This window comes from Alteromonas sp. MmMcT2-2, from assembly GCF_022348305.1.
In the GTDB taxonomy this organism is placed as follows: Bacteria; Pseudomonadota; Gammaproteobacteria; order Enterobacterales; family Alteromonadaceae; genus Alteromonas; species Alteromonas macleodii.
In genome coordinates this window covers 337979-359294 of sequence record NZ_JAKRFA010000001.1, presented here as the reverse complement: position 1 = coordinate 359294, position 21316 = coordinate 337979, and the positions used below count along the sequence as shown (strand labels likewise).

The 21316-nt window shown below is 46.4% G+C and carries 19 protein-coding genes; 10 read left to right on the top strand and 9 right to left on the bottom strand.

Annotation, left to right across the window (positions count from 1 at the left end; all coding sequences use genetic code 11):
• Positions 1-3: 3 nt before the first annotated feature.
• From MHM99_RS01510 to MHM99_RS01495, 4 genes are read left to right on the top strand one after another with little or no spacing between them, the layout of a single operon-like run.
• A complete protein-coding gene (locus MHM99_RS01510; RefSeq protein ID WP_239217864.1) occupies positions 4-1221 on the top strand; it encodes a COX15/CtaA family protein in 1218 nt (405 codons plus the stop codon).
• Positions 1214-2131 carry a heme o synthase gene (gene cyoE, locus MHM99_RS01505; RefSeq protein ID WP_014980735.1) on the top strand — a complete coding sequence of 306 codons (918 nt, stop codon included), beginning with the start codon at positions 1214-1216 and terminating at the stop codon, positions 2129-2131. The genes MHM99_RS01510 and cyoE overlap by 8 nt, the downstream gene beginning before the upstream one ends.
• Positions 2128-2772 (top strand): SCO family protein, encoded by a 645-nt coding sequence (locus MHM99_RS01500; RefSeq protein ID WP_014977801.1) that lies wholly within the window; start codon positions 2128-2130, stop codon positions 2770-2772. Before cyoE ends, MHM99_RS01500 begins: the two co-directional genes overlap by 4 nt.
• A 1-nt stretch (position 2773) precedes the next feature.
• A complete protein-coding gene (locus MHM99_RS01495; protein ID WP_014951376.1) occupies positions 2774-3361 on the top strand; it encodes a GNAT family N-acetyltransferase in 588 nt (195 codons plus the stop codon).
• Positions 3362-3440: 79 nt separating this feature from the next.
• On the opposite strand, the gene MHM99_RS01490 is transcribed toward MHM99_RS01495, so the two are convergent.
• A complete protein-coding gene (locus MHM99_RS01490; RefSeq protein ID WP_343213251.1) occupies positions 3441-4667 on the bottom strand; it encodes a polysaccharide deacetylase family protein in 1227 nt (408 codons plus the stop codon).
• A 121-nt stretch (positions 4668-4788) separates the two neighbouring features.
• Here MHM99_RS01490 and MHM99_RS01485 point away from each other — a divergent pair, with 121 nt between their 5' ends.
• Positions 4789-6135: an MATE family efflux transporter gene (locus tag MHM99_RS01485; RefSeq protein ID WP_061486841.1), complete on the top strand. Its 1347-nt coding sequence runs from the start codon at positions 4789-4791 to the stop codon at positions 6133-6135.
• 96 nt (positions 6136-6231) lie between these two features.
• Here the strand turns inward: MHM99_RS01485 and MHM99_RS01480 are convergent, their stop codons facing one another.
• From MHM99_RS01480 to nfuA, 4 genes are all read right to left on the bottom strand, one after another.
• A complete protein-coding gene (locus MHM99_RS01480; protein WP_239217860.1) occupies positions 6232-6966 on the bottom strand; it encodes a class I SAM-dependent methyltransferase in 735 nt (244 codons plus the stop codon).
• Positions 6967-7236: 270 nt separating this feature from the next.
• Complete coding sequence (locus MHM99_RS01475) at positions 7237-7620, bottom strand: VOC family protein (protein ID WP_014951372.1); 384 nt, start codon at positions 7618-7620, stop codon at positions 7237-7239.
• Between the two features lie 87 nt (positions 7621-7707).
• Entirely contained in the window at positions 7708-8412 is a 705-nt protein-coding gene (locus MHM99_RS01470; protein WP_061486839.1) for an aspartate/glutamate racemase family protein, read from the bottom strand.
• Between the two features lie 473 nt (positions 8413-8885).
• On the bottom strand, positions 8886-9464 hold the full coding sequence (gene nfuA / locus MHM99_RS01465; protein WP_014951369.1) for a Fe-S biogenesis protein NfuA: 579 nt from the start codon (positions 9462-9464) through the stop codon (positions 8886-8888).
• A 160-nt stretch (positions 9465-9624) separates the two neighbouring features.
• Between nfuA and MHM99_RS01460 the strand changes: the two genes are divergently transcribed.
• Positions 9625-12282: a M14 family zinc carboxypeptidase gene (locus tag MHM99_RS01460; protein ID WP_239217858.1), complete on the top strand. Its 2658-nt coding sequence runs from the start codon at positions 9625-9627 to the stop codon at positions 12280-12282.
• A gap of 56 nt (positions 12283-12338) precedes the next feature.
• On the opposite strand, the gene MHM99_RS01455 is transcribed toward MHM99_RS01460, so the two are convergent.
• On the bottom strand, positions 12339-13052 hold the full coding sequence (locus tag MHM99_RS01455; protein ID WP_239217856.1) for a ComF family protein: 714 nt from the start codon (positions 13050-13052) through the stop codon (positions 12339-12341).
• Positions 13053-13150: 98 nt separating this feature from the next.
• Between MHM99_RS01455 and bioH the strand changes: the two genes are divergently transcribed.
• The 3 genes from bioH to MHM99_RS01440 all read left to right on the top strand — a co-directional run bounded on the left by bioH (position 13151) and on the right by MHM99_RS01440 (position 15396).
• Positions 13151-13960 carry a pimeloyl-ACP methyl ester esterase BioH gene (bioH, locus tag MHM99_RS01450; protein ID WP_014980724.1) on the top strand — a complete coding sequence of 270 codons (810 nt, stop codon included), beginning with the start codon at positions 13151-13153 and terminating at the stop codon, positions 13958-13960.
• A gap of 177 nt (positions 13961-14137) precedes the next feature.
• Positions 14138-14455, top strand: a complete 318-nt coding sequence (locus tag MHM99_RS01445; protein ID WP_168463137.1) for a hypothetical protein — start codon at positions 14138-14140, stop codon at positions 14453-14455.
• A gap of 14 nt (positions 14456-14469) precedes the next feature.
• Complete coding sequence (locus MHM99_RS01440) at positions 14470-15396, top strand: putative metalloprotease CJM1_0395 family protein (RefSeq protein WP_168463136.1); 927 nt, start codon at positions 14470-14472, stop codon at positions 15394-15396.
• A 147-nt stretch (positions 15397-15543) separates the two neighbouring features.
• Here MHM99_RS01440 and MHM99_RS01435 read toward each other — a convergent pair whose 3' ends face one another.
• The 3 genes from MHM99_RS01435 to greB form a co-directional block, all read right to left on the bottom strand.
• Positions 15544-17322, bottom strand: a complete 1779-nt coding sequence (locus MHM99_RS01435) for a C1 family peptidase (RefSeq protein ID WP_239217854.1) — start codon at positions 17320-17322, stop codon at positions 15544-15546.
• 435 nt (positions 17323-17757) lie between these two features.
• Positions 17758-20106: a Tex family protein gene (locus MHM99_RS01430; RefSeq protein ID WP_168463134.1), complete on the bottom strand. Its 2349-nt coding sequence runs from the start codon at positions 20104-20106 to the stop codon at positions 17758-17760.
• Positions 20107-20284: 178 nt separating this feature from the next.
• Positions 20285-20770: a transcription elongation factor GreB gene (gene greB, locus MHM99_RS01425; protein ID WP_014951337.1), complete on the bottom strand. Its 486-nt coding sequence runs from the start codon at positions 20768-20770 to the stop codon at positions 20285-20287.
• A gap of 174 nt (positions 20771-20944) precedes the next feature.
• Here greB and MHM99_RS01420 point away from each other — a divergent pair, with 174 nt between their 5' ends.
• Positions 20945-21214: a hypothetical protein gene (locus MHM99_RS01420; protein WP_170826521.1), complete on the top strand. Its 270-nt coding sequence runs from the start codon at positions 20945-20947 to the stop codon at positions 21212-21214.
• The last annotated feature ends 102 nt before the right edge of the window (positions 21215-21316 follow it).

The window sequence follows — 21316 nt, the reverse complement described above, 5'->3', positions numbered from 1 at the left end:
GCCATGAAAAAATTAACCCTATTCAGTATTTTTTTGGCGGCGGTCGTTATTATTCTCGGTGCGTATACGCGTTTGACCGACGCGGGGCTAGGATGCCCCGACTGGCCTGGATGCTACGGTAATTTAACCGTGCCTTTGAGTGAGGAAAAAGTGGCACAAGCCAACGCCGCTTTTCCCGAACGTCCAGTTGAGGCGTTTAAGGCGTGGAATGAAATGATTCACCGCTATTTTGCAGGAACGCTGGGGCTGTGTGTTCTGGCTATTGCCATTATTGCTATTCGGCAGCGCGACAAAGGAATGCCCGTTAAATTACCTCTGTTACTGCTGGGGCTTATTATCTTCCAGGCAGCACTTGGTATGTGGACCGTGACGCTCAATCTGCTTCCCGTCGTAGTTATGGGGCATTTGCTGGGGGGCTTCTCTGTACTCTCTTGCCTGTTTATTCTCTACCTCCGCTTGCGCAACACCGCAGGCGATGCATCGAAAACTAAACAAGCGCCCATAGCGTCAGCTATGCATGATCAGGATATTACCGACTTACCTCAAGCCAAAGTCTTTCAACGAAACCTTAAACTTTTCGCCTTCATTGGGCTTGGCGTGCTTGTTACCCAGATTGCTCTTGGTGGATGGACTTCTGCCAATTATGCTGCGTTGGCCTGTACGGAAATGCCGGTCTGTGAAAGCGGTTGGCAGGAAAGAATTGATTTGGCAGGTGCATTCAGTGTGCCTGATGCAGACAACTATGAGTTTGGTGCTCACGATTACGGCGAACGAGTTACCATGCACATAGTGCATAGGTTCGGCGCGGTCATCACGTTTTTATACTTGCTAGCACTAGGTATAAGTGTGTTGGTAAGCCGCTACACCACAAGTAAACAAAAATATGTGGGTGCGTTTATGTTGGTAGCATTGTGCACGCAAGTGGCATTAGGACTTAGCAACATTATCTTTATGCTGCCACTGGCTATCGCTGTAATGCATAACGCGGTCGCAGCCGTGTTACTTCTCTCCCTACTCAACCTCATTTTTACCGTATTTTTGGCACTAGAAAACGATAACGTCTTCGGTACAGAAAAACGAAATACAGGCTCATTCTCAGGTTCGAAACCACTGCAGGGTGCAGGTGCATTTAGCATCCACGAAGCGCCTTTGCACGACCCTTTAAACGCGTCAACGTCTTCTCATATTCTCCCTAAAGCTCCAGGAGGTTTCCATGGCTAAATCGGTCTCTTTACATGCGCGCACTTCACGTCAGCACAATGTAGTCACGTGGCGAGATTACTATGAAATGACTAAGCCTAATGTCGTCATGTTGTTGCTGTTAACCGCGTTAGTAGGCATGTGTTTAGCTACGCCTTCGTGGGTAAACGCAACCGTACTTATCTGTGGCTTATTGGGTATTGGTATGTTGTCTGCGTCTGCTGCGGTTATTAATCACGTTGTCGACCATAAGATAGATAGTGTGATGGCGCGTACTTTTAATCGCCCCGTCGCAAAAGGCAAGGTTAGCGTAAACAACGCGCTGTGGTTTGCAGGCGTTTTAGGTGTGGTTGGATTTGTAGTGTTAGCTCTTTTTGTGAATATGCTAACCGCGTGGTTAACCTTAGCAAGTCTAGTAGGCTACGCGTTTATCTACACGATGTATTTAAAGCGAGCGACACCGCAAAACATCGTGATTGGCGGTTTAGCAGGGGCTGCTCCACCGCTTCTAGGTTGGACCGCGGTTACAGGGGAAATACATGCCCATGCCCTGCTTTTAGTGCTGATTATCTTTACCTGGACGCCGCCGCATTTTTGGGCGCTCGCTATTCATAGAGAAAAAGATTACGCCAAAGCGAAGGTGCCCATGCTGCCGGTAACCCACGGTGTGTCATTTACGAAAACGTCAGTGTTGCTGTATACAGTATTGTTGGGGCTTGTATGTTTGCTGCCCTATCTTACAGGCATGAGCGATCTCATTTATTTAATTGGCTCAAGTGTGCTTAACATTGGGTTTTTATACTATGCATTAAAGTTAAAATTCGATGCAGAGCCACAAACTGCAATGAAAACTTTTAGGTTTTCAATTATTCATCTCATGGTATTGTTTGTCGTATTACTCTTAGATCACTACATACCACTGAGTTTATGAATCAACGAACTACCGTCGGCCTTGTTGCATTTTTAGCGCTATGTGCAGGCATCGTAGGGGCGCTGTATATCGCGCCCCCAAATGTTGAAAGTCAGCCTGAATACTTTCAGACTTACCCAGAGCCGAGAGCATTATCACCGTTTTCACTTACATCTCATGAAGGTGAAGTGTTTGATAATTCGTCGCTTGAAGGGCAGTGGAGCTTAGTATTTGTGGGCTATACCTTCTGCCCCGATATTTGCCCAACTACCATGGCTGAACTGAACGGCATATATCCTGAACTAAAAGCATTAAATAGTGTCGAACCTATTCGAATTGTTTTTGTATCCGTTGATCCAAATCGCGATTCAATTGAAAGACTTTCAGAGTATGTGAGCTATTTTAATGAGGAGTTCATTGCCGTAACTGGAGAGCACAAGGCGCTATTCCCGTTTGTACGTAATTTAGGAATGATGTATGCCATTGCTGAAAGTACCGATAACCCCAACTATTTAGTTGATCACAGTGCATCTGTCGTACTTGTCGACCCTGAAGCTAGGGTGATAGGAAGATTCAAACCAAAAAGAGAGCCAGGAAAGCTATCGATAAGTGATTCCCAGCAAATATTGGCTGATATGCCAATAATAATCTCGAAGCAGTAATATGGAAATCAAAATAAGGCAAGGTGTGGCATCTGATGCTGCGCAAACTACGCCGCTTATATTGAATGCGGCGCAGTCTTTGTTAACGTCTATTTTTGGACAAAATAAAAATAAAACAGCTGAGGGCTACCTGTCTCATGCATGGGAGCTCGGTGGCGGGCAATATGGCTTTAAGAATCATTGGGTGGCGTGTAGCGGCGACGAAGTACTCGGCGTTGTGACCTCTTGGCACAGCAAACTTGGTGCAACATTTGATAGGGCGACCCTTGATAGCATCACATCGTACTTTACCCTCGATGAGGCTATGACAGTGCTCATGCGCAATCAGACCGTGGCCATCAATCTTACGCCGCCTACTAATACCGAACTCATGATAGGCCATCTCTCTGTTGAAGAAAGTGCCCGTCGAACGGGCGTGGGAACGATACTGGTTGATGCTATGCAAGCGCGAGCAGAAAAACTGAACAAACGTAAAGTGGTACTAGATGTTGAAGTGTCGAACGTGCCAGCCATTCGTTTCTATCAGCGTCATAGTTTTGTGGAAGAGTCGATAAATAAAGGTTTTATTCGATTTTCTAAACCTGTATAGGTAAACGTTTCCTTATATAAGCGCGAGCCCAATCGATATGCGCTCGCGCTCAAGCCTGGATGTGCCTTATCGGCATGCCCTAGTCTGGGTAATTGCCGTCTTCATCTGCCACAAAGAAAAGCGTAGAGTACCAATAATAACGCCCTGATTGCGCATTAGACGGTGCTGTACAATTCACACGTGAACGTCCTATTGGAAGTGTTTCATCAAGGGTAAACGTAAGCACATTTTCTTCTAGGCTAGTCTCGATAGGGTCGCCGCCGAAAAAACAATTTACTTGTGTGAGGCGAACATCGTCACTGTCTATCGTTAAACTAATGGGCGATGACAGGTTTCGCGTTGTCATACGAGGGTCTTTATGTGAACTTTGCGTCACTGGCATGGCAAGACTATTAAGCTTGGTCTTTAGCGTTGCCAAATTGGCGTAAGGACCGGCCGCGGGGAAGCGCGGTAGTGCCTGCATGTCGCTAGATGGGCCCACAGCCCCGGAATGCTGCCCGAATCCAATGTAACCTTCAGCTTTGAGCTTATTAGCGAGCGCCGTGTTGTATTCACCAAACGGGTACGCTAAATATTTAAGGCTAATATCCAGTTTATCTTCAATCTTCTTTTCAGCACTTTCTACGTTCTGCCAAACTTTCTCCAGCCATGCGCGCTCGCCCATTGCTTGCTCACCGTTTAGCATATGAAGGTGGTCTAGCGTGTGGTTGGCAAAAACAACGCCATCGTTATGCATAGCAATAACTTGCTCCCATGTTAGCTGCTTAGGACCTACGCCAATTTCATCAGGGTTGATAAACACGGTATAGGGAAAACCTAGGTCAGCCAGTATTGGGTGAGCATTGTCTAAAATGTTTGCGTAGCCATCGTCAAACGTAATCGCAACCGCATTTTCTGGCAGTGTAGTGTTGTGTTGTATCGCAGAAACAACGTCCTGAAGCGAAACGACTGTGTGGTGTGCGTCCAAGTATTCCATATGCGATTTAAAGGCTTCAGGCGAAATACTGGTACTGGCTGGTGTTGAAGACGACACATGGTGATAAAGCAAAATGGCGGCGTTAGGCGTGGTGCTCACAATAGAGTCGATGTTATTACCACTTTGTTCCTTTGTAGAGGAAGTCGCATCAGCAACAGGGTTTGCATCTGAGCCTGAAGCAATGCTAGGTGAGACCAACAAAACATTGAAAATTCCCGCAAGCATTGAAGATAAGATCTTCAAACGCGTACGACTCGTCGTTCTATTTTGAATTACATTGTTGGTTTTCATATCATCATCCACTGAGTGCCTAATCAAATTCAATAGCATGGTAAACTCCAAATAATGCGACTTGGCCAATCTTATACATGGTCAAGCTGGTACGCATTTCACTTATGCCGCTGCATATGTTGATAGTATATAGCGAAATTAACCCCTACTGAGATCATTTATGTCCCCTGCCCAACTAACTCAGCGCTCCTTTTTTGACGACCATTCCCGTCTGTTGGCGTTAGCGCTTCCCATGATCTTAGCGAATATTACTACGCCTCTATTAGGTTTGGTGGATACCGCGGTTTTGGGACACATGTCTTTACCAGCCATGCTTGCAGGGGCTTCGGTGGGCGCACTTATCTTAACGCAAATATACTGGGTGTGCGGGTTTCTTCGCATGTCATCAACAGGCTTGAGTGCACAAGCTAAAGGCTCACCGAACAATACATTAGAGTCAGCAAAAGTGCTGTGGCAAACGGTGGCGGTTGCTCTAGTGTTAGGGGCTGTGGTACTTGCTCTTCAATCTCCTATCTTGTCTATAGGCTTAGCTTTAACTCAGCCAAACAGTGAAGTTGCCCTGCATCTTCAAGACTATTTTTCGACGCGGGTATGGGGCGCACCAGCTGCCATGCTTAATCTGGCATTAGTTGGATGGTTAGTAGGGCAGCAAAAAACGCGCAGCGTCATGGCTATTCAAATTGTGGGAAATTTATTGAATGCGGGACTCGATGTAGTGTTTGTGTTCGGGCTTGGTTTGTCTGTTGCTGGCGTGGCGCTGGCCAGTGTTATCGCTGAGTATACCATGGCTATAATGGCGCTAGCGGTGGCGTTTAAGCGCGTTGGCGGTGTCGCGGTGAGTGCATCGTGGTTTAACCGTGCAGCTCGGAAGGTACTGATGAAGCTTAATGGTGACATGCTATTGCGTAACTTAGCATTACAGGGCTGCTTAGCGTTTCTCACCATTCAAGGTGCCCGTTACGGCGAAACGTCGGCGGCCGTCAATGCCATACTCATGCAGTTCTTTATTCTTATTGCATTGGGACTTGATGGCATAGCCTATGGTGTGGAAGCGCTGGTGGGTGAAGCCAAGGGGGCGTCTGACAGCAGCGAAGTGAAACGACGCACCTACCAAGGGTTAGTCTGGTCGAGTATTTTTGCCCTTATTTATAGCGTGATATTTTTCGCTGGCGGTGAAGCCATTATCGCGCTGCTTACCGAACATAGTGACATTGTAAAAGCTGCGCTACCTTATCTTGGTTTAATGGTATTACTTCCTCTATTAGCGCATTGGTGTTTTTTGTACGATGGCGTATTTGTTGGTCTTACCCGAGCCAGCGCAATGAGAAATACCATGATAATAAGTGCGTTAGGGGTGTATTTCCCCGTTTGGTATCTCACGCAAGATCAGGGTAACGTCAGCCTTTGGTATGCTCTCCTTGCCTTTTTACTCGCTCGCGGTGTGACATTGGCCTGGAGCTTTTATCGTTTAGATAAACGCGGTGAGCTAGCGACACCGCAAAGCTAGTGTTTTATAACGCTTCGCTGACCTTACTTAGGGAAGGCGTGCTGAGCACGCTGACTCTCTCAGTTTTTCTAGGGCATCATTCAGTATTATTTTTTGCTACTGTGTTTTTTGCGCGGTTCTTTTTTGCACAATGATAATAGTGTGTAGTTCAGGGTGCTGATCGAATTCAACGTGACGAACAAACCCGCCTGCTTCTATCAATATTTCTATGTATCTATGTAGCCCCAGCGAGGCGTAGTAGACTTCTGGGCCCATCACTTCGTTTGTGTGTTGGCCGCTTTCACCTGTACCCCCACAGCTAAAAAGCAACACTCCGTTATCGTCTAAGTGATCCACTAGCTTCTTAAGCAAAGGCTCTTGCTGCGTTAGGGGAATATGCCAAAAGCTATCCCAAGCGCTAATAAACGAATAGTGCTTGGGGATAGTGAATGTACACACGTCGGCGCAATAGAAGGTATGAGCGGGTAATTGGGACGTCGCAATGGCCAGCATATCTTTAGAAACATCTATGCCTTCGTAAGCTAGCCCTGCGCTTTCGATAATCGGCACAAACCGATTGGTGCATCCGCAACCTATGTCTAGTGCGTAACCTCGTTTCTTTGGTTTGTCGTTATTGCTCGCTTCTCCCTTATTAGGCGCTTCACTCTTATCATGCGCTTCTCCCTTATCAAGCGCTTCGCTAGGCACCGTATCAGGCTCTTGTGATGGGGTGTCCGCTAAAAATGACAGTGCTTTTTGGTAGGCGGTTAACCCATTTTTCTGATTAAATTCAGGGCGAGTCCAAAGGTGTGTAATGGTGTCGTAGGCCTTGCCAGTTTCTTCAGGTGTCATATTCCCTCTGTTAGCTGAGCTTTTACTGGTTCAAGGTTAATTCATCTAGCAACAATGTATAGTGCAAAGAAGAGAAAAGGCGAAACCCGTTTAGGATATTGAGCGGCCAGACAGTAACACCTATGCAGTTTCGTTTGGTTAGGGCTTATATGTAGACATAACTAGGCATTACCCAAAACGCTATTATTCAAAGGGCTTTGGGCCAAATAGACAGCTAAAAGTGAATAGCCTGCAAAAAGAGCGTGATCATTTAAGCAGGCAGCACTACAGCTATTTTCTTACGATGTGCGTGGCACAGAGCTTGTTGCCTGCTGGGTCTCGCAAATAAGCAAGGTAAAGTTGGCGTTCCCCATTGCCTCGAATACCCGGTGGGTCCTCGCATGGCACGCCCCCATTCTCGCTTCCTACTTTATGCCATTCATCAACGATGTCTGGTGTTCGAGCGGCAAGGCCGAGTGTGGTGCCATTACCGTGTGTGGCAGCCTCTCCGTTAATCGGCTTTGTTAGCGCTAAAATACCTTTCGGCGTATAGTAAAAAACCCGTCCGTATTCATCAAAAACGCCTGGTTCGTATCCTAATACTCCTAAAATAGCATCGTAGAATTTCTTTGATGCTTCAAGGTCGTTCGCACCAATCATTACGTGGCTAAACATAGCTGTGTCCTCTGAAAATAGTAGGGCCAATTCCCCTTTATCAAAGTTAAGTTATGTGTGTTTCGCTACTTACCCTTTGCTAACGCTTTAGGGAGCTAATGCAAAATCTACCGCAGCTGAAGCATGGATAGCGGTAGTATCGTATAACTTAACTTTGGTGTGATGTTGTTGAACTAATAAGGCAATTTCTGTGCAGCCTAAAATGATGCCTTCAGCACCCTCGGCCGCCAGTTCATTTATAATGTCAATATACGCGTTACGGGATTCAACACAAATCACGCCCTTGCATAATTGTTCATAAATAATGTTATGAACCGTGTCTCGTTGTTGGGCATTTGGAGTAACAACATCAATGCCAAAAATCTCTTTAAGGCGTGATGTATAAAAGGTTTGTTCCATGGTGAAGCGGGTGCCCAGTAGCCCAACTTTCTTAACCCTATCTTGTTGCAACACGCACCCCGTAGCGTCGGCAATGTGAATAAGTGGAATGGTGATCTTCTGCTCTATGTCTGTTGCTACTTTGTGCATGGTATTGGTACAAATTAATATGGCTTTTGCACCCGCAGTTTCTAAGTGCTTCGCCTCGCGGATCAGTATATCGGCGGTTTTATCCCATTCTCCTTTATGCTGAAGCTGCTCTATGTGGGCAAAGTCAACGCTGCTTATTATCAGCGGTGCGCTGTGAAGGCCGCCAAGTCGAGCGTTTACACCACGGTTTATGGCTTGATAGTAACTGACCGTTGATTCCCAACTCATTCCGCCAAGCAGGCCCAGCTTCTTTGTTGTATTCACCACAGCTCCTTTTCATATTGTTAGGCACTTTGCGCAACCTCTAATCTACCTATAACCCGAGACGAGCGCTAGGCGAACATAAATGAACGGGAGACAGTTGCGCAATGTAGAGTATGGCGTATGGGTAAAACTGAGTGCAATCAGACTGGCTTACATAAAGAATAGGGCAAGAAGGTATGGCGTAGAGCCGGAAGAAATCAGAATTTAGGCGGTGGCTTTTTGTTTTTTATAAACGAAAAACGCTGAATAAAAATTCCCCAGTAACCCAACATGGCGATAGCGAAACCGACAAATAATATAAGAAGGCTCAGGTAATGCAGCGTGATATGAAGTTCACTTAAGGTAAACAACAGCAAGACGCCGACAACGAAAATAGATAGACCTATTTTGAATCGTTGCCAGCTTTTGTGAATGTCTTGCTTTAGCATGAGATAGTTATCGAGATATACACTTAAGCAAGTGCAATATTACGCTTAGTAGTAAGAGTGCTCACCCGCTTGGTGCTCAGTCGCATCGCGCACGCCCTTAAGCTCGCCAGCGAATTGCTCGACCATTTGCTTCTCAATACCTTCTTTAAGCGTTACGTCTACCATTGAGCAACCATTGCAGCCGCCGCCGAACTGAAGTATGGCGTAGCCGTCGTCAGTCAGTTCTGTCAATACAACATTGCCACCATGGCTCGCTAACTGAGGATTGATTTCCGACTCAATCATATAGTTGATTCGCTCAATTAATGGTGCGTCGTCAGACACTTTACGCGCTTTTGCATTAGGTGCTTTTAAGGTTAACTGTGAGCCCATCTGATCGGTAACGTAGTCAATTTCCGCTTCCTCTAAATAAGGCGCGCTTTCTTCATCTACGACCGCATCGAAACCATTAAATGGCAAACGGGTATCCGTTTCTTCAACCGCGTCTGGTGGGCAATAGGACACACCACACTCAGCCGACGAAGTGCCTGGATTTACGACGAATACACGAATATTCGTGCCAGACTCTTGTTTACTCAACAGTTTTACGAAGTGAGCCTGGGCTTCTTCTGATATAGTTATCATCAGCAAGTCCTACATATTTTGAAATTTGGATTATTGTATCAAATTTACCTGAGTAAAACAGTCAGGTATTAATTAAATAAATTATTCCAGTGAATCGAATTTGTTGAGAGGCGTGCACGTCGACACTATTCTCAACCATAACAACAAGACGGGAAGCGCTATGTTCGCGAAATTGCATTACACCGCCAAAAAGAATCCATTCTCACTCGTTTCATTATTAGCCATTGGTACCATCGCCTTTGGGGCAGCAGCCAGTCAGAAATCATTAGCACATCCCGCCTCTGCTTCAACTGTTACTATTGCACCTGATGTAGGCGGGCAGCCGGTGACAGCATACTTACCTGACACGGTATCCTACAACCCAGCTATTCCCACGCCTGAATCGATACTAGGCGCCAACATTGGCGAGTGGCATGTGCGTCACGACCAAGTCGTCAATTATATGAAGCTACTTGCCGAGAAGTCTGACCGTATCACCATTGAAGAAACCGGCCGTACTCACGAAAACCGCCCACTTCTGTTACTGACAATCACAGCGCCCTCAAATAGAAACAATATTGAGGCGATGAGGCAGCAACACATTGATGCAATGGAAAGCGGCAAGAAAGTAGGTAGCGATGCTCCCCTTATTTTCTACATGGGCTACAGTATTCACGGTAACGAGCCTTCCGGAACCAATGCTTCACTTGCGTTGGCTTATTATTTGGCCGCGGCTGAAGGTAAAGAAATTGATGCCTTGTTGAATAACAATATTGTGCTGTTTGATCCGTCTTTCAACCCCGACGGGCTTTCTCGATTTGCTCAGTGGGCAAATATGCACAAGGGCAAGCAGCTGGTTTCTGACAGTCGACATCGTGAACACGATGAGGGGTGGCCGTCAGGTAGAACAAATCATTACTGGTTTGATTTAAACCGCGACTGGCTATTGCTGGCGCACCCAGAGTCGCAGGCGCGAATTAAACAGTTTCATAAATGGCGCCCACATATCCTCACCGATTTTCATGAGATGGGGACAGACAGCACCTATTTTTTCCAGCCTGGTGTGCGCTCGCGTAAAAATCCACTGACGCCTGATGAGAACGTTACGCTAACTGAAGCGCTTGCCCAGTATCACGCTGCCGCGTTTGATGAGCAAGGGGAGCTCTATTTTACCCAAGAAGCGTTTGACGATTTCTACGCAGGCAAAGGCTCGACCTATCCAGATTTACACGGCAGTGTGGGTATTCTTTTTGAGCAAGCAAGCTCACGGGGCCACATTCAGGACTCTATTAATGGCAAGCTTGCCTTCAAAGACACCATAGCAAATCAAATTACTACGTCTTTAAGCACTTTTAGAGGCGCATTGGCAAATAAGGCTGCTATTCTCGATTATCAATCGGGTTTTGTTAAGAGCACAAAGTCACTGGCTGAAAAGGATGAGCAGGTAGGTTTTGTTGTTAGTGCATCGAATGACACAGCTCGCTTTAACGCATTTGTTGCATTGCTTGAACAGCATCATATTAATTACGAGGTGTTAACGAAAGATGTTGAGGTAAGCAAAGTTCGCTATGGTGCAGGTAGCGCGATTTATATTCCTTCAAACCAGCCTCAATACCGTTTAGTAAAGTCAATTTTCTCTACCCAAACCTCGTTTGAGAACAACACGTTTTACGATGTATCAACGTGGAATTTGGCTTTGGCTTTCAATTTGGATTACGCGCCTCTAGATAGGGGCGATGCGCGAAGCCTAAAACTTAGCGACAGCACCGCACTTGCACAACCCGCACTTAATGATATTCACCCAGAGGCATACGCGTATGCGTTTTCATGGCAGCAGTACTATGCGCCAGCCATGCTGCAAACGTTATTGGAAGCTGGCGTTAAGGTGCGTAGTAGTGAAGAAGCGTTTTCCGCTATTAAATACGATGGCAACAGCATTGAGCTTCAGCCTGGCAGCATAGTTGTACCGAAAGGGCTGGGTCAGCCAGAAAACTTGGCGGCCATTTTGCGCGATGCGCAACAGCAACTTCAGGTGCCTGTGTTTAGTTTGCGCAGTGGGTTAACACCCACTGGGCACGATTTGGGTAGCCGGAGCATGGCACCTGTTACCTTGCCACAGGTGTTAATAGTGGGCGGCGAAGGCACCAGTGAATACGAAGCAGGTGAAATATGGCACTATTTCGACACAAAAGTGGGGCTGGCTGCCAGTATTGTTGAGCAACAACATCTGACAAGCGCGCTTAATGATCCGAGCGTTACTTATACGCACCTTTTATTCCCTAGCGGTGGATATCGCTTTACCGAAAGTGAAAGAACTCAAATTGAACAGTGGGTGAAAGCCGGTGGCGTGATCGTGGGGCAGAAATCCGCGTTGCGTTATTTCGCTCAACATAAATGGTTAGACGTAGAAATTGTTAGTCGAGAGAGTATTGATAACGCGTTCGATGAAAGCGAACTCAGCTATAAAGATGGCGCATCGTTATACGCCAGAAAGTTGGTGGCTGGCGCTGTGTTTGAAGCCGATATCGACAATACTCATCCATTGTTCTACGGCTATGATGACGACACACTGCCCATGTTTAAAACCAATAATATGATAGTGGAGGCCAGTAGTTCACCCTTTATAACGCCTGCGCGCTATACTGATGAGCCTCTCATGGCTGGGTTTAGTGACAAACGAATGGTTGCGCTAATGGCTGAATCAACTGCTGTGACGACTCAAAAAATGGGTCGCGGCGTTGTCATTGGCTTTACCGACAATACGCAGTTTAGAGGGTATTGGTATGGCACGAACAAAATGCTGGCCAATGCAATCTACCAATCGCACTTTATTCGCTAAATCAGTTTGAAAGGCGCGGCGAATGCCGCGCTTTTCAGTATCACCGCTTCTGATCACTAGGCTTTCTGATACAGACTGCTTTTAGGCGGTGGCGTAAATGCCGCGACCCACACCTGAATGTGTAAATTTGGGTAGCGTTTTTTGAGCCTTTTACTCAATGTATTCACGGTTACGCCGGTGGTGAGTACGTCATCGACAATTGCAACGCTGAAGTTGCTGCCATCTTTATTACCTTGCGCTATTGCTATCTCATCATCGATACACCGTGTCGACAGGCTAAATACACGGCTTGCATTTTCGGCTCTCGCTATTTTGGATAAGTGATGCTGCACGCTAAAGCCCCGTCGTTTGGCCCACGACTGGTTAACTGGAATATTCAGCTCACTACTTATGCTTTCACACAGAAGCGTAGCCTGATTGTAGTGCCGTGTAGCAAGTCGCCATGCACTAATTGGCACCGGAAGCAGCACATTGGGCACTGATAAAGTGCACTGTCGCATTTTATGGACAAACCAGTTACTTAATACTTTTCCTGCCGTAAGGGAATGCGTAAACTTTAACTGGTAAACCAGCGATGACATTGGCCACGTATGAAGTCCCAAAACGCGTAACGCGTTATAGTGGCTATGCTTGACGTGGCCTGCCACAGGACCATATTGAAGTAAGTTACTTCCGTGCAACGTGGCATCGAAAAAAAATATGTCATCTTCACACCAGTGACATACTGGCGTAGGACTTGCCTGATAACATAGCAAGCATGAAAGGTTCATAGTGTTGATTCCATCAACTTCCTTGAATTGTCGAACGTCGACCTGTTTTCATTATTTCGTGTTGCCTCAAAAACACGTGACTGCCTAAGGAGGTGTAAATGGAAAGTTTGCATACAAACGGCGAGCTTGTCACCCGTACTCAGGGTACAGGCGTAGATGTGGTATTTCTTCATGGTTGGGGTATGAACAGCGGAGCGTTCACATCCTTTATTCCTTATTTAAGCGATAATTTTCGCGTCACCACCATAGATCTTCCTGGGTTTGGGGAAAATGCAGAGTTCGTCCCGTCACCGTATAACGTGGAAACATTGGCTCAATCCATTGTGAACCAACTGCCAGACCAGTGTGTGTTGGTTGGGTGGTCATTAGGTGGCCTGGTTGCGCAAAAGTTAGCGCTGTTAGCACCAGAAAAACTTACCGGACTGGTAACGATTGCTTCAACACCTCGATTTATAGCAGGGCCTTGTTGGCCGGGTATTGCTGCCGATTTACTTTCAATGTTCGAGACTCAGCTTGAAAAGAACTATCAGAAAACACTGGAACGTTTTTTGGCAATTCAAGCGATGGGCAGCGAAACGGCAAAGCAGGATATTAAGGCGATCAGAGAACAGGTAACCCAATTCCCAGATCCCGCCGAGGAAGCGCTTAAGAAAGGTTTACGCATATTGTCTACTGAAGATATGCGTCAAGACGTGGGGCGAATAACTACACCCACGTTACGATTGTATGGCAGGTTAGATAGTCTAGTGCCGACCAGCGGAATAGATCGTATATGTGAGCTACATCCGCAGGCTGATACCGTTGTTCTGCCTCATGCGTCGCATGCGCCGTTTATTTCACATCCTCAGCAAACTGCTGACATTTTATTTCGCTTTGCCGCTGGCGTTTACCAGCAAAAGGCGTCTTAATAAAGCGATGACATGAAGCTTCAAACCGCCGCTTGCCGATAGTTTGAAGCTTTTCTTATCTTTGACAGCTTAATAAAAATCGCCTGCTTACAATAAGTTAATGACAGGGTGTAATACATGTCTTTCCATTTGTGTGAAATTGGTTAATAATTGCACATGAGAGGTTAGGGGTAGTGTATGACAAGTATTGATGGTTTAGGTGCAGGCTCTGCATTTGCAGCGGCTCAATATGGTTTACAAAATGCCAGCGACGGAATTTCGCAGGCAGCATCAAATATTGCTCAGCGAACTGCTGAGGATGCGGTAGCACCCGCTCAACCTATTGCGACCAATACCGACACAATAAACACGTCATCGAACTCAACGTCTACCTCCACGCGTCTCACTGACGACTTAATCGCGCTCAATGTAAACGAACGTAATGCCCAAGCCTCTGCCAAAGTATTAGGTGTTGCCGATGAGATGCTTGGTACCGTCATAGACGTGCTTGCGTAGGTGGAACAGTTACGGTGAATATCGTTACACCAATCCTTAACGCTATTGCTTATCCCACGGCGAACATAAATACAGAGTCTGCACGTAGAGATAACGTGCAGCGTGAAACTATTCCCCAAGCGTCAGATTCCCAGCAAGGGGCTTCTCAAAAAGGCTTGGGGTCAGAAGCCGATAAAGCGAAGAGCCCCGGCCAGCCGCCAGCGCCGGTTACTTACGAACGCCCTCAGGTACAAACAGAACTTCAAGCTGCCTTTCAAAACGTATTTGGGCAACAGAAAGATAATGCGCAAGATGAGAGTGCAGGCAAGCAGGGCGCGCAAGATAGGCAACAAGAACAGCAAGAGAAACAAGACGCTGCTGAAATTGAGCAGTTAAAAGCCCGCGATCAGGAAGTGAGGGTTCACGAGCAAGCGCATGCTTCAACAGGCGGTCAGTACGCCGGTGCTCCGCAATATGAATACACTACAGGCCCTGACAATAAACGCTATGTGACCGATGGCGAAGTGTCGATTGATGTTTCAGAAGAAAAAACGCCTGAAGAAACGCTGAAAAAAATGGAGCAAGTGCGCGCAGCCGCCCTCGCACCAGCTGAACCTTCATCACAAGATTTAAAAGTGGCTGCAGAGGCTTCTCAAAAAGCCACAGAGGCCCGTAGCGAGATTGCCAAAGGCCAAACAGAAACGGCTTCAACAGGTTCTACCTCAGCACAAAGCAATGGCATTGTTGCAGACTCAGGGGCAGCCTTGCAGCCCGATACAAATATAGGCACCGCAACCGATTCTATTGCGAATATGGTGTTAGATAATCAATCCTCATCAGCAGACACACAAGGCTTTCAGGCAAATGAGTCTAATGTGATGCAAACACGAATTGGCCGAATTCAAAATGCTTATTTGCAAGCTTACACCCCCTCTAGAGAAGGTTTATCGCTTCAAGCATGATAACGTGCAATTAACGCTAGCTGCTTAATATTGCACGAACGATTTAGCCCGTCATATTAGCCCGTCATATTAGCCCGTCATAGCTAAGGGCTAAATCGCGAAAAAAGCACTTTCACTTCCCTTGCATTGCCTTCAAACCACCAGGGCTTAATAATCCAGTATTGCCTTTGTAAACGGATATTTAGGTGAGCCGCCAGTGATGTCTGAAAGCACCGAGTTCATGGTATCTACGTCGCTATCGAAGCCGCCGTGGGACGTGGCGGCGGTGGCATCACCTTCTTTCCCTTCACTGTACTTAAACGTCACGTTAGGCAGCGGCTGATTAAACACAGCCATACCTAACAAGGGCATCTCTGGTTTGGATTCAAACGCATTTGATACTAAATAGAGCAACGACTTCTGGTAAATACGCGCCACGTGGTCATCTTTTTCCAACGCTTCAGATAAGTTGTAAACCGTGGTCGATTCAATGTGTTTCCCTTCTATAAGCGCAGAGAGCTTTTCGTTGAACAAGGGGTAGCTAATGGCTGGAGCCAGTAAATGCAGACTCTTAATCGTTATGTTTTCATCAACTTTACACAGCCTAGATAGGCTGTGTGCATGAAAAATAGAGCCTGCCGAATGACCGACGACATGCAGCTTAATATCTGAATTGTCTTTCAAGTAGGCGGCCAATTGCGTTAGGAAATACGTACCATCTGATGTGGTACGGGTAAAAGGCGTGCAAGCGTCTGATTTCATTTCTCGCCACAGTGCGCCGCCTACTTTACGTGTTGCCCATTCTAGTATGCGGTCAGTGTAGTCAGTGAAGGCTCCAACTTTGTTGCTAATCTCTTTTTTCTTAAAGCCCAGAATATCTTTAAGTTCTTCTAGCATACCCGTGTCGTACATGAAGTGAATGGGGTAAATATCGTTTTTAAGAAAGGTGTCTTTCATGGCAGCAATGCGTTTAGCCGAAGCTTTTATGCTATTTAAGCCGCCGTGTGCATATAGCATTACATGGCGATGGTTACCGTCAGCAAGCTTTTCAATAATGGCATCAACATGATTTTTGTTGCTCCAGTATTTGCTTCTTGTATCAAAGTGACCATCGTCGAAGTGGACGAAGTGATCTTGAATACTCACTCGCGGTGTAGAGCGGGAAAATAACCCCTGTGCAATAGAGCGGGTAGCTTGGTGATAGGTGCCTGTACCTGAAATAGGAAGTGCGAGTTGAACAACCCACGCATCCATAACGTTTAACGCCCAGTCATCGTAACGCCAAAGTGCCAGACCTGACTTCTTCCAATCCGTCCCCCAGGAGTTTTGGATCCAGAACCCTTCATCGTTGTAGCCTACAATGGCAAACGCATGACCACCTATAGGCTCCGGTCTTAACTCTATGACATCGCCTTCACGGTCTTGCCAGCCTTCGTGAATTCTTGCAGACACAAAAATAACGCCCACTTCATTAAGCGCGGCGTGAAAATCGCTGATTTCCCGTTCAATGCGATAATAAGCCCCTAACCGGTGGTTGCTGGCATTATTAGCAATGGCTAGGGTCATATCAAACTCGTTGCTGTGCTTTATATCTTCAGTTAGTGAGTAGTTACATACTCCGCTGTTATACCAGCCTTTAATCGCACCGCGGCAGCTTGAGCCCTCATAGGCTTCGCCTAACCATTCATCGTGACGTTTGGCCATAGCATAAAGCATCCACGGGCTAACAGTATGTTTTCGGCCCTGCTGACGATAAATGAAATTGATGGTTGCCGCCAATGCGAAGCCCGTACAGGCACCATCTTTCCCTTGATCTAAGATAACCAAATTGCCCGGCGGGTCGATAAAAGGCTTAAGTGGAGTAAGATTTGGCTGGTAATAACGATCCCGAAGGTCGGGGTAATCGGCGCTGACATTCAGCATGTTTTTTGAGACAGGCGAGTTCATAAAATCATCCTTTGATGAGGGCAGATAATCTTTGCTGTACAGTTGGATGATTACGCTCGTACACCAAAGGTTAGGGCCCTTAGCTCATTATGGTTGTCCGAAAGTGCTGCCTAGAAAAAGGCTGTGGTCAAATGAGCAACATTACCTTCGTTAAACGTTAAGGCTCTAAAAGCATGTCAACGGCCTTGTTAAACGCTACCAATATACGAACTTCGGTTTCGGTGTGACCCACACCTCTTCATTATTTCGGTATTCTCTATTTTGGTGCTTTTGGCTAAAGAGTTTTTGGGCACATAAAATTTCCATGCGCCCGAACTAATGTACCACAATCTAATGTAGCAAAAACGGCAGGCTAAATGGAAGCGTGATACAAAAAGAGCCTGTCAGTGACAGGCCCTCTATAAGCAACAGTAAATTATGGTGAATCGCTACTGTTTACTTTTTTGCTTTAGCAAAGGCATCGGCAAAAGCGTTGCCCATGGCGCTGTTTTGAGGCTGGCTGTTGCGATTGCCGCCACCCTGATTTGAACGCGGGTTTGCTTTTGCTTTAGCACGCCCAGCCCCTTTATTTTGTGGTTTTCCTGCTGCTGGTTTGCCGCCTGCATTATTGCTTTGACTCGGTGTATCGTCTAAGCGCATGGTGAAGGAAATACGCTTGCGCGGTACGTCTACTTCAAGCACTTTTACTTTGACAATATCGCCTGCTTTAACTACCTCGCGTGGGTCTGAGATAAACTTGTTAGTCAGTGCTGAAATATGCACCAGTCCATCCTGATGTACGCCTACATCAACAAACGCGCCAAAGTTGGCCACGTTGCTAACCACACCCTCTAAAATCATGCCTGGTTTAAGATCGTTAATGGTTTCAACGCCTTCTTTAAACGTGGCAGTTTTAAACTCTGGACGAGGATCGCGGCCTGGCTTATCCAGCTCTTTTAGAATGTCTTTAACCGTTGGCAAACCGAATGCGTCGCTGGTAAAGGTATCTGGCGACAGGCTTTTTAGAAGCTCGGTATTGCCGATGATGTCATTAACAGCAACCGCGGCCGTATCTACAATTTTATCTACCACTGGGTACGCTTCGGGGTGAACCGCAGAGGCATCAAGTGGGTTGGTGCCGTTTACAATGCGAAGGAAGCCTGCCGCTTGCTCAAAGGCTTTAGGCCCTAAACGTTCGACTTTCAATAGCGCTTTACGGTCTGGGAAAGCACCATTGGTGTCTCTGAAATTAACAATGTTATGCGCAAGTGTTTTATTTAAGCCCGATACGTAGCTCAACAGCGCAGGCGATGCAGTGTTTAAGTCAACGCCAACTGCGTTTACACAGTCTTCAATAACACGGTCTAGCGATTTGCCTAACTGGCTTTGGCTTACGTCATGCTGATATTGGCCTACACCAATAGCTTTAGGTTCAATTTTAACCAGCTCTGCCAGCGGGTCTTGCAAGCGTCGAGCGATAGACACTGCGCCGCGGATTGAAACGTCAAGGTCAGGCAATTCTTTTGAAGCAAGCTCAGAGGCTGAATACACCGATGCACCCGCTTCACTGACCATAATTTTTTGTGCGGTAAGCTCGCTGTTGTTCTTGAGCATTTCGCCAACGAGCTTGTCGGTTTCGCGCGAGCCTGTACCGTTGCCAATGCTGATCAAATCTACCTTGTATTGTTTGCATAACGTGGTGAGAGTACGAATAGATTTATCCCACTGGTTTTGTGGCGCATGCGGAAATATGGTGTTGGTTGCGACCACTTTACCTGTGCTGTCTACGACCGCTACCTTAACGCCGGTTCTCAAACCTGGATCTAAACCCATAGTGGTTTTTGCACCTGCAGGTGCAGCCATCAACAGGTCGTTTAGGTTTTTAGCAAATACCTCAATGGCTTCTTCTTCTGCGCGTTCTCTAAGGGCGCTGAAGAGCTCAGTTTCCATGTGTAAACCAATTTTGATTTTCCACGTCCACTGTACAACTTGAGCTAAGAAGTCATCTGCACCACGGCCGCGGTGCATAATATCGTAATGGCTGGCAATAATATGTTCGCAATGCGATGGGCCGTTGTCTTCTGACTGCGGGTCGGCATCTAGCTGAATGTGTAGCATGCCTTCGTTGCGGCCTCTAAACATAGCCAACGCGCGGTGAGATGGTACGTTCTTGTACTTTTCACTGTGTTCGAAATAGTCTTTATATTTGGCGGCTTCTTGCTCTTTACCTGATACAACCGTGCTTTTTACATAAGCATTTTCAGTTAAGTACTTGCGCACTTTTGCCAGCAGTGTAGCGTCTTCGGCGAAGCGCTCCATTAAGATATAGCGGGCGCCTTCTAACGCTGCTTTAGTATCAGCAATGCCACTGTCTGCGTTAACGTATTCGCTTGCTGCACTTTCAGCATCGGTATCTGGGGCAGAAAATAAGGTATCAGCTAAAGGTTCAAGGCCTGCTTCAATAGCAATCTGGCCTTTAGTGCGCCTGCGAGGCTTGTACGGTAAGTACAAATCTTCCAAGGTAGTTTTGCTGTCAGCACTGGTGATACTGCTTTTAAGCTCGTCGGTTAGTTTGCCCTGTTCCTCTATAGATTTAAGGATTACATCGCGGCGCTCTTCAAGCTCTCGCAGGTAGGTTAAGCGCTGCTCCAAGGTACGCAGCTGTGTGTCATCAAGGCCTTGTGTCACTTCTTTTCGGTAGCGCGCGATAAAAGGTACGGTAGACCCTTCATCAAGAAGTTTAACAGCGGCAGTTACTTGCGAAGGTTGAACGCTAAGTTCATCTGCAATTTTATTGATAATCATAAGTCGCTCTAAGATACTAAAAATTCGCGTCAGGCAATGGCGAATAAACGGTGTGTGAAAGGCTTATATACACAGCGTCGGTAGTGAAAATAGGAGCGGTGAGTATATCACCGCGGTGTAGGGAAAGTCGTCTGATCATTGTGTTACCAATGGGGGATTAAATAGGGCATATTAGTGCTCACAGTTTGTCTGTTGCATCGTACCAAATACGGTTTATCCACCACTCTTTCGTGCCCGTTTCGGTTTTTACAACAAACTCATCGTCTTCTTCTTTGCCAAGCAGTGCTCGCGCCATCGGAGAGTCGATAGAAATGTAATCCTTTCGGCCGAAAATTTCGTCGTAGCCCACGAGCCTAAGTTCCATCACCTTGCCCGCTTCGTTTTCAATTTCAACCCAGGCACCAAAGAAGACCTTACCCTCTTGCTGTGAATCGTAGTCCACAACCTTTAGGTTTTCCAAGCACTTGCGAAGGTAGCGTACGCGGCGATCAATTTCCCGTAACTTCTTCTTATTGTACTGGTAGTCGGCATTCTCGCTTCTGTCACCAAGGCTCGCTGCCCAGGTTACCTTGCGAGTAATTTCAGGTCGTTCTTCACGCCACAAGAAATCCAGTTCTTGTTTAAGCTTTAAGTAGCCCTTTCGAGTGATAAGCGGTGTTTTCACAATGTCCTATAAATAATCCAGCTAATTACCCCTACTTTATGTGGGTAATAAGGCAAAACGCAATCTTTCTGTACGTCAAAAAGTGACAAAAGAGCCAGATTGAATAATTATTGAACATAAACCTTTCGTTTAGTGTCGTAGTATAAATAATAGTCAAACCATTAGGGGAAATGAATGCGTAACAGGATACCAATGTTGAACCGTCGAAGGTCGGGGAACGATCCGTTCCAAACCAGCGGTACTATCATCGGTTTTATGCTGTTTTTAAGTGGCGCGCTGTTATTGTTGTATGCCTTGCTTGATATCGTTGTTCGCTTAAATAGTATGCAAACCGTGATATATCTTATTTTAGGTTGTGCTATGTATAAGGTGGGTCAGTCTCTGTTAAATCATTTTGCTACGTTTAAGGTACACACAGAAAGACGGCGCGCCCCTCAGCGTTAAAACCTTTTGTTTTAAGCACCAAGTTTTAAGGCGAAATTGTTCCAAAAAGGCTTGGAATAGACCGTGAAATTTGGTCGATTTAGACTAAGCTTATTAGTGTAA